The sequence below is a fragment of the Paractinoplanes aksuensis genome (assembly GCF_024137025.1).
GTDB classification, from domain to species: Bacteria; Actinomycetota; Actinomycetes; order Mycobacteriales; family Micromonosporaceae; genus Actinoplanes; species Actinoplanes aksuensis.
The window spans coordinates 254738-268511 of record NZ_JAMYJR010000009.1; the positions used below are offsets into that span (position 1 = coordinate 254738).

The 13774-nt window shown below is 71.1% G+C and carries 13 protein-coding genes; 3 read left to right on the forward strand and 10 right to left on the reverse strand.

Annotation, left to right across the window (positions count from 1 at the left end):
• Positions 1-168: 168 nt before the first annotated feature.
• The 4 genes from recA to M1L60_RS10215 form a co-directional block, all read right to left on the reverse strand.
• Positions 169-1215 carry a recombinase RecA gene (recA, locus tag M1L60_RS10200; protein WP_253237078.1) on the reverse strand — a complete coding sequence of 349 codons (1047 nt, stop codon included), beginning with the start codon at positions 1213-1215 and terminating at the stop codon, positions 169-171.
• A gap of 198 nt (positions 1216-1413) precedes the next feature.
• Positions 1414-1614, reverse strand: a complete 201-nt coding sequence (locus M1L60_RS10205; RefSeq protein ID WP_253237079.1) for a DUF3046 domain-containing protein — start codon at positions 1612-1614, stop codon at positions 1414-1416.
• Positions 1615-1623: 9 nt separating this feature from the next.
• Positions 1624-2406, reverse strand: coding sequence for an ABC transporter permease (locus M1L60_RS10210; protein WP_253237080.1), 783 nt, complete (start codon positions 2404-2406; stop codon positions 1624-1626).
• Positions 2403-3347 (reverse strand): ATP-binding cassette domain-containing protein, encoded by a 945-nt coding sequence (locus tag M1L60_RS10215; protein WP_253237081.1) that lies wholly within the window; start codon positions 3345-3347, stop codon positions 2403-2405. Before M1L60_RS10215 ends, M1L60_RS10210 begins: the two co-directional genes overlap by 4 nt.
• Positions 3348-3423: 76 nt before the next feature.
• On the opposite strand from M1L60_RS10215, the gene M1L60_RS10220 reads away from it, so the two are divergent.
• Positions 3424-4188, forward strand: a complete 765-nt coding sequence (locus M1L60_RS10220) for a TetR/AcrR family transcriptional regulator (protein ID WP_253237082.1) — start codon at positions 3424-3426, stop codon at positions 4186-4188.
• Between the two features lie 143 nt (positions 4189-4331).
• Here the strand turns inward: M1L60_RS10220 and M1L60_RS10225 are convergent, their stop codons facing one another.
• Both M1L60_RS10225 and M1L60_RS10230 read right to left on the reverse strand, forming a co-directional pair.
• The gene (locus tag M1L60_RS10225) at positions 4332-4994 is read right to left on the reverse strand and encodes a UdgX family uracil-DNA binding protein (protein WP_253237083.1); all 663 of its coding nucleotides are present in this window, start codon (positions 4992-4994) and stop codon (positions 4332-4334) included.
• A 73-nt stretch (positions 4995-5067) separates the two neighbouring features.
• The gene (locus tag M1L60_RS10230; RefSeq protein ID WP_253237084.1) at positions 5068-6414 is read right to left on the reverse strand and encodes an aminotransferase class I/II-fold pyridoxal phosphate-dependent enzyme; all 1347 of its coding nucleotides are present in this window, start codon (positions 6412-6414) and stop codon (positions 5068-5070) included.
• Positions 6415-6475: 61 nt separating this feature from the next.
• On the opposite strand from M1L60_RS10230, the gene M1L60_RS10235 reads away from it, so the two are divergent.
• Entirely contained in the window at positions 6476-7723 is a 1248-nt protein-coding gene (locus M1L60_RS10235) for a bifunctional pyridoxamine 5'-phosphate oxidase family protein/GNAT family N-acetyltransferase (protein WP_253237085.1), read from the forward strand.
• Between the two features lie 52 nt (positions 7724-7775).
• The gene (leuE, locus tag M1L60_RS10240; RefSeq protein ID WP_253237150.1) at positions 7776-8384 is read left to right on the forward strand and encodes a leucine efflux protein LeuE; all 609 of its coding nucleotides are present in this window, start codon (positions 7776-7778) and stop codon (positions 8382-8384) included.
• Positions 8385-8588: 204 nt separating this feature from the next.
• Here leuE and M1L60_RS10245 read toward each other — a convergent pair whose 3' ends face one another.
• The 4 genes from M1L60_RS10245 to M1L60_RS10260 all read right to left on the reverse strand — a co-directional run bounded on the left by M1L60_RS10245 (position 8589) and on the right by M1L60_RS10260 (position 13758).
• A complete protein-coding gene (locus M1L60_RS10245) occupies positions 8589-9593 on the reverse strand; it encodes a sporulation protein (RefSeq protein ID WP_253237086.1) in 1005 nt (334 codons plus the stop codon).
• Between the two features lie 63 nt (positions 9594-9656).
• Positions 9657-10712, reverse strand: coding sequence for a hemolysin family protein (locus M1L60_RS10250; RefSeq protein WP_253237087.1), 1056 nt, complete (start codon positions 10710-10712; stop codon positions 9657-9659).
• Positions 10709-12001, reverse strand: coding sequence for a hemolysin family protein (locus tag M1L60_RS10255; protein WP_253237088.1), 1293 nt, complete (start codon positions 11999-12001; stop codon positions 10709-10711). The genes M1L60_RS10250 and M1L60_RS10255 overlap by 4 nt, the downstream gene beginning before the upstream one ends.
• Positions 12002-12108: 107 nt before the next feature.
• On the reverse strand, positions 12109-13758 hold the full coding sequence (locus tag M1L60_RS10260) for a serine/threonine-protein kinase (protein WP_253237089.1): 1650 nt from the start codon (positions 13756-13758) through the stop codon (positions 12109-12111).
• Positions 13759-13774 lie beyond the last annotated feature (16 nt).

Below are 13774 nucleotides of genomic sequence, written 5' to 3' on the forward strand. Positions count from 1 at the left end.
GCGAAGCTCGCCGGCGACGGGTGGGAACGTTGCCGCGTTCCGCGTCGTCGCCGGACGGAGGCTCGCCGGGCGGGTGCTCATCGTGGGCGCGAGCGGGACGGGGTGGGATGGCATCCCACCCGCGTCCGGAACGCGCGCCCCGTCGGGCCGGCATGGCGGCTCAGCCGATCAGAAGTCGACCGGCGGGAGCTCGGGGCCACCGGCCGCGTCGCCGGTCGTCTGGCCGACGCCCAGCTTCTCGAGGATCTTCTTCTCGATCTCGGCCGCGACGTCGGGGTTCTCCTTGAGGAACTCGCGCGCCTTCTCCTTGCCCTGGCCGAGCTGGTCACCGTCGTACGTGTACCAGGCGCCGGACTTGCGGATGATGCTCTGCTCGACGCCGACGTCGATCAGCGAACCCTCCCGCGAGATGCCCTTGCCGTACATGATGTCGAACTCGGCCTGCTTGAACGGCGCGGCGACCTTGTTCTTCACCACCTTGACGCGGGTGCGGTTGCCGATCACGTCGGTGCCGTCCTTGAGGCTCTCGATGCGGCGCACGTCGAGCCGGACCGAGGAGTAGAACTTCAGCGCGCGGCCACCGGTCGTCGTCTCGGGCGAGCCGAACATGACGCCGATCTTCTCGCGGAGCTGGTTGATGAAGATCGCCGTCGTGCCCGAGTTGTTCAGGATGCCGGTGATCTTGCGGAGCGCCTGGCTCATCAGCCGGGCCTGCAGACCGACGTGGCTGTCGCCCATCTCGCCCTCGATCTCGGCCCGCGGCACGAGAGCCGCCACCGAGTCGATGACGATGATGTCGAGCGCGCCCGAGCGGATCAGCATGTCGGCGATCTCGAGTGCCTGCTCACCCGTGTCGGGCTGGGAGACCAGCAGCGCGTCGGTGTCGACGCCGAGCGCCTTCGCGTATTCCGGGTCGAGCGCGTGCTCGGCGTCGATGAACGCCGCGATGCCGCCGTTGCGCTGGGCGTTGGCCACGGCGTGCAGCGCGACCGTCGTCTTACCGCTGGACTCGGGGCCGTAGACCTCGATGACCCGGCCGCGGGGCAGGCCGCCGACGCCGAGCGCCACGTCGAGCGCGATGGAGCCGGTGGGGATGATGGCGGTCTCCACGACCGGCCGCTCCCCGAGCCGCATCACCGAGCCCTTGCCGAACTGCTTGTCGATCTGAGCCAACGCCAGATCGAGCGCCTTGTCCCGGTCAGGTCCTGCCACCATGTCTGCCACCCCTGTACCCGATTTAACGGTCGTCTTCGCCGATGCGCTTCTGTTCACCACGGGCACCAAGGTAAGCGGTGGGTATGACAAAAATTCGCCGCCCTGCCCCGCCTGTGGATAACTAGGCCGCTGTGGACAATAGCCGAACACGTGTACGACGATCGAGTGACACGCCAGAACGGGTGTACTAAAAACGCGTCATCGCAGGCGAGAAGGCACCCGATCGGGGTATGCGGCTACTACCGCGCGCCAGATAGTAGCCGTATCGATACCGTACGCAATCGCTTGGTTTATCGTCCGGTTGCCCAACTCACCGAAAGAATGGTCGGCCGCGATGCTGCGCGCATAGGCGGCGCCGAAGGCTTCCTCCAGCCGCGTCCAGAAATCCGTCAACCGCACCCCATGAGCCTACCCACTCCGCAAACGGCGGTAGGCCCGCGCCGACAGGGGCAGGAACACGGCCGTGAGCAGCAGCGGCCAGCCGATGGCGAGCCACACCGCCGAGTCGGCCAGCGGGCCCTCGGTGATGCCGGTCGGGTTGCCGAACAGCTCGCGCGCCGCCGTCGCGGTGGCCGAAAGCGGGTTCCAGGCCGCGATCGCGCCGAGCCAGCCCGGCATGGTCTCGGCCGAGACGATGGCCGTCGACAGGAATCCGATCGGCCACACCAGCACCTGCACGGCCATCGTCGCGCCCTCGCCGCGGAACGCCAGCCCGACGAAAATGCCGATCCAGAGCATCGAGAACCGGAAGAACAACAGCAGCAGTACGGCGAGAGCAGCCGAAGCCGGGTCCGAAGTGATCTGCCAGCCGATCAGCAGGCCGCCGCCGATGAGCACCAGCAGTTCGACGGCCGAGTTGGCCAGGTCGGCCCCGACCCGGCCCAGAGCCACCGAGGCGCTGCCGATCGGCAGTGATCGGAACCGGTCGGTGATGCCCTTGCGGGCGTCGCCGGCCATCGCCGTGGCCGTCGACTCGACGCCGAACATCATGCTCAGCGCCAGCATGCCGGGCAGCAGGAACGTGATGTAGTCGCCGCCCCCGGGCACGCTGATCGCGCCGCCGAAGAGGAAGCCGAAGACCAGCAACAGCATGATCGAAAACATCAAACCGAAGATCGGCGTCCACGGTTGGCGGGCCCAATGGGCCAGGTTGCGCTGGGTGAGAATCCATCCGGCCCGTACGGCGGTCATCGCGCAGCCTCCTGCGGAGCGGCGGTCAAGGTGAGGAAGACCTCGTCGAGGGTGGGCCGGCGCAGCACCAGGTCCTCCGGGACGAGGCCGAGGTCGTCGAGCGCCCGGACGATGCCGGCCAGCGCCGTGACACCCGCCCCGACCTCGAAGGTGAGGCTGTGCGTGTCGGCATCGGGCCCGGCCGGGATGCCGACGGCCGCGGTGAGCCGCTCGGCCGTCGAGTCGAGCGAGGTGTCGGCGGCGAGGGTCACCGTCACGCGGTCGCCCCCGATCTGGCGCTTGAGCGCGGCCGGGGTGTCGTCGGCGACGATCCGGCCGTGGTTCATCACCGAGATGCGGGCCGCCAACTGGTCCGCCTCGTCGAGATACTGCGTGGTCAGCAGCACCGTCGTGCCGGCCTCGGCCACCTCGCGGACGGCCGCCCACACCTCGTTGCGCGCCCTCGGGTCGAGGCCCGTGGTCGGCTCGTCCAGGAAAAGAACGGCCGGCGTGAGGATGAAACCGGCCGCGATGTCGAGCCGGCGGCGCATTCCCCCGCTGTACGTCGAGACCGCGCGCTCGGCCGCCTCGGTGAGCCCGAACATGTCGAGCAGGTGGTCGGCCTTGGCCCGGGCGTCCACCTTGCTCAGACCGTAGAGCCGGCCGAACATCACCAGGTTCTGGCGGCCACCGAGGATCTCGTCGACCGCCGCGTTCTGCCCGATCAGTCCGATCCGGCGGCGGACTTCCGCAGCCTGATCGCGTACGTCGAAACCGGCGACCCGGGCCGAGCCGGCGTCGACATCGATGAGGGTGGCGAGCGCCTTGACCGCCGTGGTCTTGCCCGCGCCGTTGGGGCCCAGCAGGCCGTGGATCACGCCGGGCGGCACGGCCAGGTCGAAGCCGTCGAGGGCGCGCACGTCCCCGTACCGCTTCTGTAGCCCTTCAGCTTCCAGATTCACCGCTGCTCCTAACTCCGTATGCCTTACGGTATTTGGTGCGCGGTACACCGTACACCCCACGGGGTAATCTCTGCACATGGAAAATGGGGACGTCGACCGCACGCTGACCCTGCTGTGGCGGCGGACCCTGGGCGTGCCGCAAGGGTCACGCGGCCCCAAGCAGCGGTTCAGCGTCGACGAGGTGCTGCAAGCGGGCATCGCGGTGGCCGACGAGGAGGGGCTGCCCGCGTTCTCGATGCGCAAGGTCGCCGACCGGCTCGGGCTCAAGCTGATGTCGATCTACACGTACGTGCCGAGCCGCGACGAGCTGATCGGCCTGATGGTCGACGAGGTGATGGGCGAGCCGGGCCTACCGCCCCACGAGGGCACCTGGCGCGAGCGGCTGACCGTGGTCGCCCGTCAGATGTGGGACGAGTTCCACCGGCATCCGTGGCTGCTGCAGGTCGAGCAGAGCCGCCCGTGGATCGGGCCCAACGGCTCCGACCGGTACGAGTGGCAGCTGGCCGCGATCGAGGGGGCCGGCTTCACCGACCTCGAGATGGACCAGACCATCACGCTGATCGGCGACTTCACCACGGCGTCGGCCCGGGCCGACGTGGCCGCCCGGCGCATGGCCGAGCAGTCCGGCATCTCGGACGCCGAGTGGTGGGCGGTCAACGCCCCGGTGCTGGACAGGCTGATGCCGCCCGGCGCCTACCCGATCTCGGGCCGGGTCGGCACCGCGGCCGGCGAGGAGTACAACGCTGTCCGCGATTCGGAGCGGTCCTTCCGGTTCGGCCTCGACCGGATCTTCGACGGGCTCGACCACATGCTCGCCACCCGCCCCTCGAACGACGGCTGACGCTCACCTCCCGGCCGCGAGGTCATCTCACGGCCGCAGGAGTCACGTCACGGATGCGGGATTGGCGTCACGGATGCGGGATTGGCGTCACGGATGCGGGATTGGCGTCACGGATGCGGGATTGGCGTCACGGGTCGCGGAGTTCACTTCACCGCGTCGGCCGCGATCTTGAGGTCGTCGACCAGGCCGCGATAGGCGGTCTCGCGGTCGTCGGCCCGCAGCACGGCCGACGGGTGGATGGTGGCCAAGGCCTGGATCTCGGCCACCGGGAAGTCGGCCGGGTGCTGGGCCGAGGCCGGCCACGGCATCAACTTGCCGCGCTGCTGGGTGACCCGGAACGACGGCCCGATCAGGGCCCGCCCGGCCGTCGCGCCCAGAATCACCACGAGCCGCGGCTGGAGCAGCGAGAACTCCGCGACCAGCCAGGGCCGGCAAGCCGTGATGTGGGCCGGGCCCGGGTTCTGGTGAATGCGGCGCTCACCCCTCCGCTCGAAGCGGAAGTGCTTCACCGCGTTGGTGATGTAGACGTCGGTCGGGTCGATGCCCGCATCGTCGACCGCCTCACGCAGCAGCCGACCGGCCGGGCCGACGAAGGGCAGGCCCTTCTGGTCCTCGACGTCGCCCGGCTGCTCGCCGACGAACACGATGCTCGCGTCGGCCGCGCCCCGGCCGAAGACGGTCTGCGTGGCGTCGACGTGCAGCTCGCAGCCCTCGCAGTGCGCCGCCGCCTCTTTAAGCTGCTCGATGCCGCGCGGCTCGGACGGCACCCACTGCTGCGCGCCGACCGGCGCTTCGGTCCTAGGCATGCCGAAGGTTCTACCCCAAACAGGGGCGTGGAAGCATCCGGGGCCCCCGATCGAGTCGTTATCGCACCACCGCCTAACGGGCCGGGCTGTAGAGGTTGGGCGGGCTGACGGCCGCGGCCACCGCCTCGACCAGTGCCGGGATCTCGCCCTCGGGCAGCGGGCCGATCGAGATGCGGATGCCGGGAGCGGCCGACACCCGGAACAGGGAACCGGGGGCGACCGCGTAGCCCGCCTCGCGCAGCAGACCGATCGTGCGGGTCTCGTCGGCCACCGGGACCCAGACGTTGATGCCGGTGTCGCCCTCGGCGGCGATGCCGTGCCCCCGCAGGGCCTCGCACAGGGCACGACGGCGACGACCGTACGTCTCGGCGGCTTCCGCCACGACCCGGGTGACCTCATCGTCTTGCCACAGGTGGAGCAGCATGCGCTGGAGGACCGTCGACACCCAGCCCGAGCCGATGCGCATGCGGCCCACCACCCGGGCGATCGTGGCCGGGTCACCGGCGAGCAGAGCGATCCGCAGGTCAGGCCCGAAGGGCTTGGACGCCGACCGGGTCAGGGCCCACGCCCCGGTGACCGGACCGACGCAGTGGGGCGCCTGCTCGGCCAGTTCGGCGGCATGGTCGTCCTCGATGACCAGGACGCCGGGACACCGCGCGAACAGGCCGCGTAGAGCCTCGGCCCGAGCTGCGCTGACGGCTGCCCCGGTCGGATTCTGAGCCCGTACGGTGAGGACGGCGGCCCGGGCGCCCGCCTGCAGCGCGGACGCCATGGCGGCCGGATCGGGACCCTCGCGGTCGACGGCGACGGGGAGCGGGCGCAGGCCCAGGGCGGCCAGCAGGTCGAGCAGGTTGGCCCAGCCCGGATCCTCGACGGCGACCGCGTCGCCGGCCCGCAGGTGAACCGTGAGCAGGCGTTCGATGGCGTCGAGGGTGCCGGAGGTGACCGCGATCTCGGCCTCGGCGGCCGGGATGCCGCCGGCCACCAGGCGCGGTCGGGCCGCCTCGATCAGCTCGGGCATCGTGACGGCCGAGGCGTAGCCCTGGGGCGGGCCGTTGGTCTCGGCCACGGCCCGCAGCGCCCGGCCCAGCGGTGGCAGCAGCCCGACGTCGGGCTCGCCGGACGAGAGGTCGCGCACACCGTCGGCCACGGGCAGGCGCAGCGCCGACCGCGGACCGGCGACCGGCGGACGGGACCGGATGCGCGTGCCGCGGCGCCCCTCGGTCTCGACCACGCCCCGTTGTCGCAGCTCTTGATAGGCCTTGGCCACCGTGGCCGGGCTGACGTGCAGAGCATCGGCCAGCACCCGGACCGGTGGCAGCGCCGCGCCGAAGACCCAGTCGCCCGTGCGGACGCCGGCCTCGATGCTGGCGGAAATCGTGGCGGCGCTGTCACCGCTGACCTGATACTGTGCTGACACACGAGAGATTCTGTACTAGCACAAGAGCGGACGCAAGTCGCTCGACCGGCAGGGAGGCCCGATGTCCGACACCTATTCGCGGACGAGCCGCACGACAGCCACCCGCTACCGCGAGCGCATGCACTACGACCGCGCGCTGGCCCACGCCATTCTCGACGAGGCCTACGACTGCACGGTCGGCTTCGTGGCCGAGGGCGAGCCCCGGTTGCTGCCGACCCTGCACGTCCGCGTCGGCGAGACGCTCTATCTGCACGGTTCGTCCGGCGGCCGCATGGGCCTGTCCGCGCGCGGGGGCGAGGTGCCGGTCGCGGTCAGCGTCACCCTGCTCGACGGCATCGTCTATGCCCGTTCCCACGTGCACCACAGCGCCAACTACCGCTCGGTGGTCGTGCACGGCTCGGCCCGGCTGGTCACCGACCCCGATGAGAAAAAGGCCGCGATGGCGGCCCTGGTCGACAAGGTCGGCGCCGGCCGCGCGGCCGACAGCCGCCCGCCCGACAAGCGCGAGATGGCCGAGACGAGCGTGCTCGCCCTCCCGCTGGTCGAGGTCTCGGCCCGGGCCCGCACCGGCGGCGTGATCGATGAGGACGACGATCTCGGCCTGCCGCACTGGGCCGGCGTTCTTCCCGTCCGCCGGGTGTTCGGCCCGCCCGCTCCGGCCGACGACGTCGCGGTGGCGGAACCGGCCTACCTGCCCGGCGGCGAACTGCCCTGGGCCACCCCGGTGCCGTTGACCGGCCGCCACGTCCGGCTCGAGCCGCTCACCACCGGGCACGCGGCCGGGCTGATCGAGGCGATCGGCGACGACGAGGTGTGGCGACACATCCCCGCCCACCGGCCGCAGACAGTCGGAGAAATGCGCGACTACATCGCCCGGCTGCTGAGCCTGCGCTGGTCCGGCAGCCAGGTCTCTTGGGCCCAGGTCGAACCGTCCACCGGCCGCGTGCTCGGCATGACCTGCTATCACGACGTCGACCCCGACCGGCGGGCCCTGGCCATCGGCCACACGATCGTCGGGCAGCCCTGGTGGCGCACCGGGGTCAACACCGAGGCCAAGTTGCTGCTGCTCACGCATGCCTTCGACGAACTCGGGGCCGAGCGCGTCTTCTGGTACACCGACATTCGCAACGAGCGCTCGCAGCAGGCGATCGCCCGGCTCGGCGCGGTGCGCGAGGGTGTGCTGCGCCGGCACAAACAGCGGCCCGACGGCTCGTGGCGCGACACCGTAGTCTTCGGCGTGACCGCCGAAGAGTGGCCCGAGGTGGGCCGCCGCCTGCGGGAAAGGCTGGCCGCCGGGACGGTCGCCTAGAGGGGGCACCGTGCTGGGAATCACCGACTTCTGGACGTACGTCATCGGCACGATGGCGATCATCCTGTTGCCCGGGCCCAACTCGATCTACGTGCTCTCGGTCGGGGCCCGGCGGGGGGTGCGGGCGGGTTATCAGGCCGCGGCCGGCGTCTTCGTCGGCGACGCGGTGCTGATGGTGCTGTCAGCAGCCGGCGCGGCCTCGCTGCTGCGCACCTATCCACCGTTGTTCCTGGTCATCAAGTACGCGGGGGCGGCCTACCTGTTGTGGGTCGGCTTCGGCATCGTGCGCGGCGCGTGGCGCACCTGGCGCGACCGAGGCTCGGCGCGACCGGCAACGGCCGAGGAACCGACCGACCTGCGCCACCCGTTCCGCCGGGCGGCCGTGGTCAGCCTGCTCAACCCCAAGGCGATCCTGTTCTTCGTGTCGTTCTTCATCCAGTTCGTCGAGCCGGGCTACGCCCATCCGGCCCTGTCGTTCCTGGTGCTCGGCGCGGTGGTGCAGTTGTTCAGCGCGCTCTACCTGTCGGCGCTGATCTTCAGTGGCAGCTTCCTGGCCGGGCAGTTCCAGCGTCGCCGGCGCCTCGCCGCGGGCGCCGCGGCCGGGGTGGGCGCGCTGTTCGTCGGCTTCAGCATCAAGCTGGCCACGGCCGGCGTCGGCTGACGCACGACCAGCCGACGCCGGCCCCGGCTGACGCACGACCAGCCGACGCCGGCGTCGGCTGACGCGAGACCGGTCGGCGGCGGCATCGGCTGACGCGAGTCCGCCGAGCGAGGGCCGGGAAACGCCGCGGGCGGCCCTGCCGAAGCAGAACCGCCCGCGGGTGGCTGTGCGTTCCGCCCCAGTGGACCGCACAGCCGGGGTGAGTCACTCTTCCTCGCCGCCGCCGCCGTCGTCCTCGAAGACCTCTTCCATGGCCTCGCCCAGGATCATGCCGCCGACGACTCCGCCGGCCACACCGGCCGCCATCGCGCCCATGCCCATGCCGCCGCCGTGGCCCCGGCGGTAGTGGCCGTGGTGGCCACCGCCGTGCCCGTAACCGCCGTGCCCGCCGTAGCCCGGAGCCCCGTAGCCGGGAGCGCCGTGGCCGCCGGCCGCGCGCAGACCCTGGTAGCGGCCCGCCGCCTCGGAGACCCACTGCTCGACAACCGCGGTCCAGTCGGTCGTGTCCGCGTCGGCGTGCGAGACCCGGAACCGGCCGTACGAGTCGTGGCCGGGGGCCAGGAAGCCGCCGCGCTTGTCGAACTCGAGCACGACCTCGACGCCCTGCGGGTCGGCGATGAAGGTCACCTCGACCTCGTTGATGGCCCCCGCGTACTGCGGCGGCGGGTAGAACTCGATCTCTTGGTAGAACGGCAGCGTCATGTTGACGCCGTAGATCGCGCCCCGCTCCAGGTCGGCGCTCTTGAAGCGGAAGCCCAGCCGCGCGAACGCGTCGAGGATCCGCTCCTGCGCGGGCAGCGGGTGCACCGCCACGTGGTCGAGGTCGCCCTTGTCGACGGCCTTGGCCACGGCGAGCTCGGTCCGCAGGCCCATCGTCATGCCGTGCAGCCGCTGGCCGTAGACGTCGGTGATCGGCGTCTCCCACGGCATCGGGAACGAGAAGGGCAGGTCCCGGTTCTCGCCCTTGCGCAGCTGGAAGGCCCCCGCGACCGGGAGCCGGTGGAACTCGATGAGGTTCTCGCCGTGCTCCGACTCGACCCGGGTCACCAGGCCCAGCACGACTCCGTCGATGGCGACGTCGTGGTCGCCACCGGTGATCCGCACCTGACCCTCCAGGGCCAGACCGGGCCGCGTGTTCGGGTTGGCCAGCACGGTGTCGACGGTGGGCCCGCCGACGCCGAAGGCGCGCATCATCTTTTTGAAAACCACCGGGTCATTCCTCCTTGAATCGACAGCGGGGTGGCTTGATCTTGCGATTTCGTCCGTGCGGTATCAGGCGCCGGTTGTGACGGGCAGGTCGTCGGTCTCGTCGTCGAAACGGCCGATCACCTGCTCCAACAGGTCTTCGAGGGCGACAAAGCCGACCTGCTCGACCGCCCCGGACGGCCCGGGGGTGGTGACGATGGCCAACTGGGTGCGGCCGGCCCGCAGGTGGGCCACCGCCTCGACCACGTTGACGCCGCAGTCCATGAGGAAGGCGGGCTCCATCAGCTCGCCCGCGGTCGCCGCCCGGCCGGCCGCGCTGGCCCGTACCGCTTCCCGGACGTGCACGATGCCGACCACCTCGCCGTCGTCGCCGGTGACGGCCAGCCTGGACCGGCCGCTGGTCAGCGAGGCCAGTTCGACGTCGGCCACCGAGGCCGCCCGCGGCACCGACACCAGCTGCGCGGTCGGCAGCATGACGTCGCGCACCGGCAGCGAGGCGAGGCTGAGCACGCTGGTCAGCAGCTCGCTCTGCTCGGCCTCGATCAGGCCCTCGGCCCGCGACCGGTCGAGCAGGATGCGCATCTCGGCCGGGCCGTGGGCCTGCGCCAACTGGTCCTGCGGGTGCACGCCGAACGGCTTGAGGGCGGCGTTGGCCATCGCGTTCAGCACCCGCAGGGCCGGGCCGACGGCGCGGGCGTAGAACCGGAACGGCAGCGCCAGCAGGATGGCCGAGCGCTCGGGGTGGGTGATCGCCCACGACTTCGGCATCATCTCGCCGATCACCAGGTGCAGGAACGTGACGATGATCAGGGCGAGCAGGAACGCGATGACGTGGCTGGCCACGTCGGGCAGGCCGAGCGCGTGCAGGGCCGGGCCGAACAGGTGCTCGAGCGACGGCTCGGCCAGCGCGCCCAGGCCCAGTGAGCACAGGGTGATGCCGAGCTGGGCGCCGGCCAGCATGACCGACAGCTCCCTGGTGCCGTCGAGCGCGGCCTTGGCCGCCCGGCTGCCGCTCGCCGCGGACTGTTCCAGACGGTGCCGCTTGCTCGCGACCAGGGCGAACTCGGCGGCGACGAAGAAGGCGTTGCCGATCAGCAGCAACGTGACCCAGAGGGCGTTCATCGGGAGATCCGAACCGTGAGGGGGACGTGCCGGTCGACGCTTTCCACCCGTACGGAAAGGGACCCGCCGTCGAGGGTGACCGAGTCACCGGCCTGGGCGACCCGCCCGAGCCGGGCCAGGACCAGGCCCGACACCGTCTCGTAGTCGTCGCCGACGGGCAGGTCGACGCCCGTGGCGTCGGTGATCTCGTCGATCCGCCAGCGGGCCGGCACCAGCCACGAGCCGTCGGCCTGGCGCACGGGCGCGGGCTCGGCCTCGTCGTCCTCGTCGCGGATCTGGCCGACCAGTTCCTCGGCGATGTCCTCGAGCGTGATGATGCCCGCGAAGCCGCCGAACTCGTCGACCACGCACGCCAGCTGGCGGTGGGCCGAGCGGAGGCGTTCGAGCACGGTCGGCAGCCGCAGCGAGGACGGCACCAGGATCGGCGCCGACATCACCGACGAGACCGGCACCGTGGAGCGGTCGGCGGGCGCGATGGCCAGGATGTCGGCGATGCTGACGACACCGACGATCTCGTCGACCTCGTCACCTCGTACGGGAAAACGGGAACGATGGGTGTCGAGCAGGGCCACCACGTCGGCCGCGCTGGCCGTGGCCGGGATGGTGTGCACGTCGACGCGCGGGATCATCGCCTCGGCCGCGGTGCGCCCGCGGAAGTCGAGACCGCGGTCGAGCAGCGTGGAGAGCTCGGCGTCGAGGCCGCCGTTGGCTCGCGACTCGCGGATGATCTGCTCGAGATCCTCGGAGGTCGCGCCCTCGGGCAGTTCCTCGATGGGCTCGATGCCGATGCGGCGCAGCAGGCCCGCGGCCGTCCGGTCGAAGAGCCGGATGATCGGCCCGAACACCGTCAGGTACATCAGCGTGGAGCGGCTGAGCGCCTTGGCCAGGGTCTCGGCGCGGGCGATGGCGAGGTTCTTCGGGGCCAGCTCGCCCAGCACCATCTGCACGACAGTGGCGATGAGCAGGGCGAGCGCGATCGAGAGGGGCATGCTGACCGCGGTCGGCACGCCGGCCCCGCCGAGCAGCGCGGAGAAGCCCTCGCCCAGGAACGGCTCGGCCACGTAACCCACGATCAGGGCGGTCACGGTGATGCCGAGCTGGGCGCCGGAGAGGACGAACGAGAGGCGCTCGGTGACTTTCAGAGCGCGGGCGGCGGCCTGGTCGCCCTGCTCGGCGTCGTGCCGGAGGCGGCCGCGGTCGGCGGCGACATATCCGAACTCCTGCGCCACGAAATAGCCGGTGACCGCGGTCACCACAAGCACCAGGAGGAAGCCGGTCAGGATCAACACGGCGTGAAGGATCTGACGGGGAGCCGGGCCGAGCCCGGCTGACTACTGCCGATCATGACGCAGAACATTATCAGCGAAGGCTGTATGAACGCTGTGAATCAGATGACCTAGCCGCGCGCGTAGAAAGAGGTCAACACCATGTTGATCTTTGCCAGGTCGCCGGTCCAGTCGAAGTCGCGGGTGGCCCAGGTGATGGCGAAGCCCTCACCGCCCTTCACGAACCACCGGGTCTGGGCGTGCATCCGGATGCCGTCCAGGTCGTACCGGTATTCCCAGTCCGCGGCTTTGTTGAGCAAAGGTTTCTTTTCGAGCAGCACTTCCTCGTACCCGGGCAGGGCCCCGGCCCGGACGAGTCGGGTGGCCTCGGCCCGGCACGCTTGCACGGGATCACCGGCCGGATTGCGGCCGGTGTCGAGGCTCATCACGGTGTCGCCGGCCGGGTCGCGGAAGCAGAACGACGTGCCGACCCGCTGGTAGCTCCAGCCGTCCGGTACGGGCATGCGGAACCCCGAGCCGTCACTGAAGTACGACCAGCCGGAGATCAGCGACAGGCCGGCCACCCCGCGCAACGCGTTGCGCTGCGGCGCGGTCGCGAGCCCGCTCGGCTCCGGCTGGTTGCAGACGGCGGCCGAGAAACCGTCGGCCACCACCGGGGCCGGGACGGGCGGGGCGGCGCCGGCGGACGACGGCGTGTCGACCGGCTCGTCCCGCACGAGATAACCGCCCAGGATGCCGCCCACCCCGAGCACGGCCACCAGCGCGAGGCCGGCCGCAACCAGGGCCGGACGCGGGTGCGACCGGGGGCGTACGGGTGACGACGGACCCGGATCGAGCGGCTGCGACAACACGTCGACCCCGGGCGTCACCGCCGACCGCACCGCGGCCGACTGATCAATCTCGGACGCGAGCATCGACCGAGCCGCCCGCGGGGACGGCACCCGGGGCCGGGCCGGCGTCGACACGACGATCATGCGGAGGCGACGCTCGACCTCGGCCGCGGCCAGCCTGTCCCGGGGATCGCGGCGCAGCAGGCCGGTCAGCACCGGGCCCAGCATGCCGGCCCGCGACGGTGGATCCGGCTCTTCCGTGGCCAAGGCCATCAGCGTGGCCATGGCATTTTCCCGGGCGTAGGGGGAACGGCCCTCGACGGCGGCATACAGGGTCGCGCCCAGCGACCACAGGTCGGACTCGGGCGTCGAGGTGCCGTCCCGGGCGCGCTCGGGCGACACGTACTGGGGGGAACCGACCACCAGACCGGGGCCTGTCACGGCACCGTCGTCCACAAAGGTGGCCAGACCGAAATCGGTCAGCACGACACGACCGTCGTGGCCGATGAGAACGTTGTGGGGCTTGACGTCGCGGTGCAGCACGCCGGCCGCGTGAGCCGCCCGCAGCGCGTCGAGCAGGGCCACACCGATGCGCGCGGCCGTGGCCGGGGAGAACGGGCCGTCCTCGTGGATCACCTGGTGCAACGAGCGGGACGGCACGTACTCCATGACGATCCACGGCAGGCCGTCGAAGTGCACGACGTCGTAGATGCGGACGACGTGCGGATGGTTGAGACGACCGGCGCTGCGGGCCTCACGCAGAGTGCGGTCGCGCAGCCGGACACGTTCCTCGTCGGTCATCCACTCGGGCGGCACGAACTCCTTGACCGCCACGTCGCGGTCGAGCATCTCGTCGCGGGCCAGCCAGACCCGGCCCATGCCACCGGAGCCGACCGGCTCGCCGAGGCGATACCGACCAGCGACGAGCATGCGTGCGACCGCCATC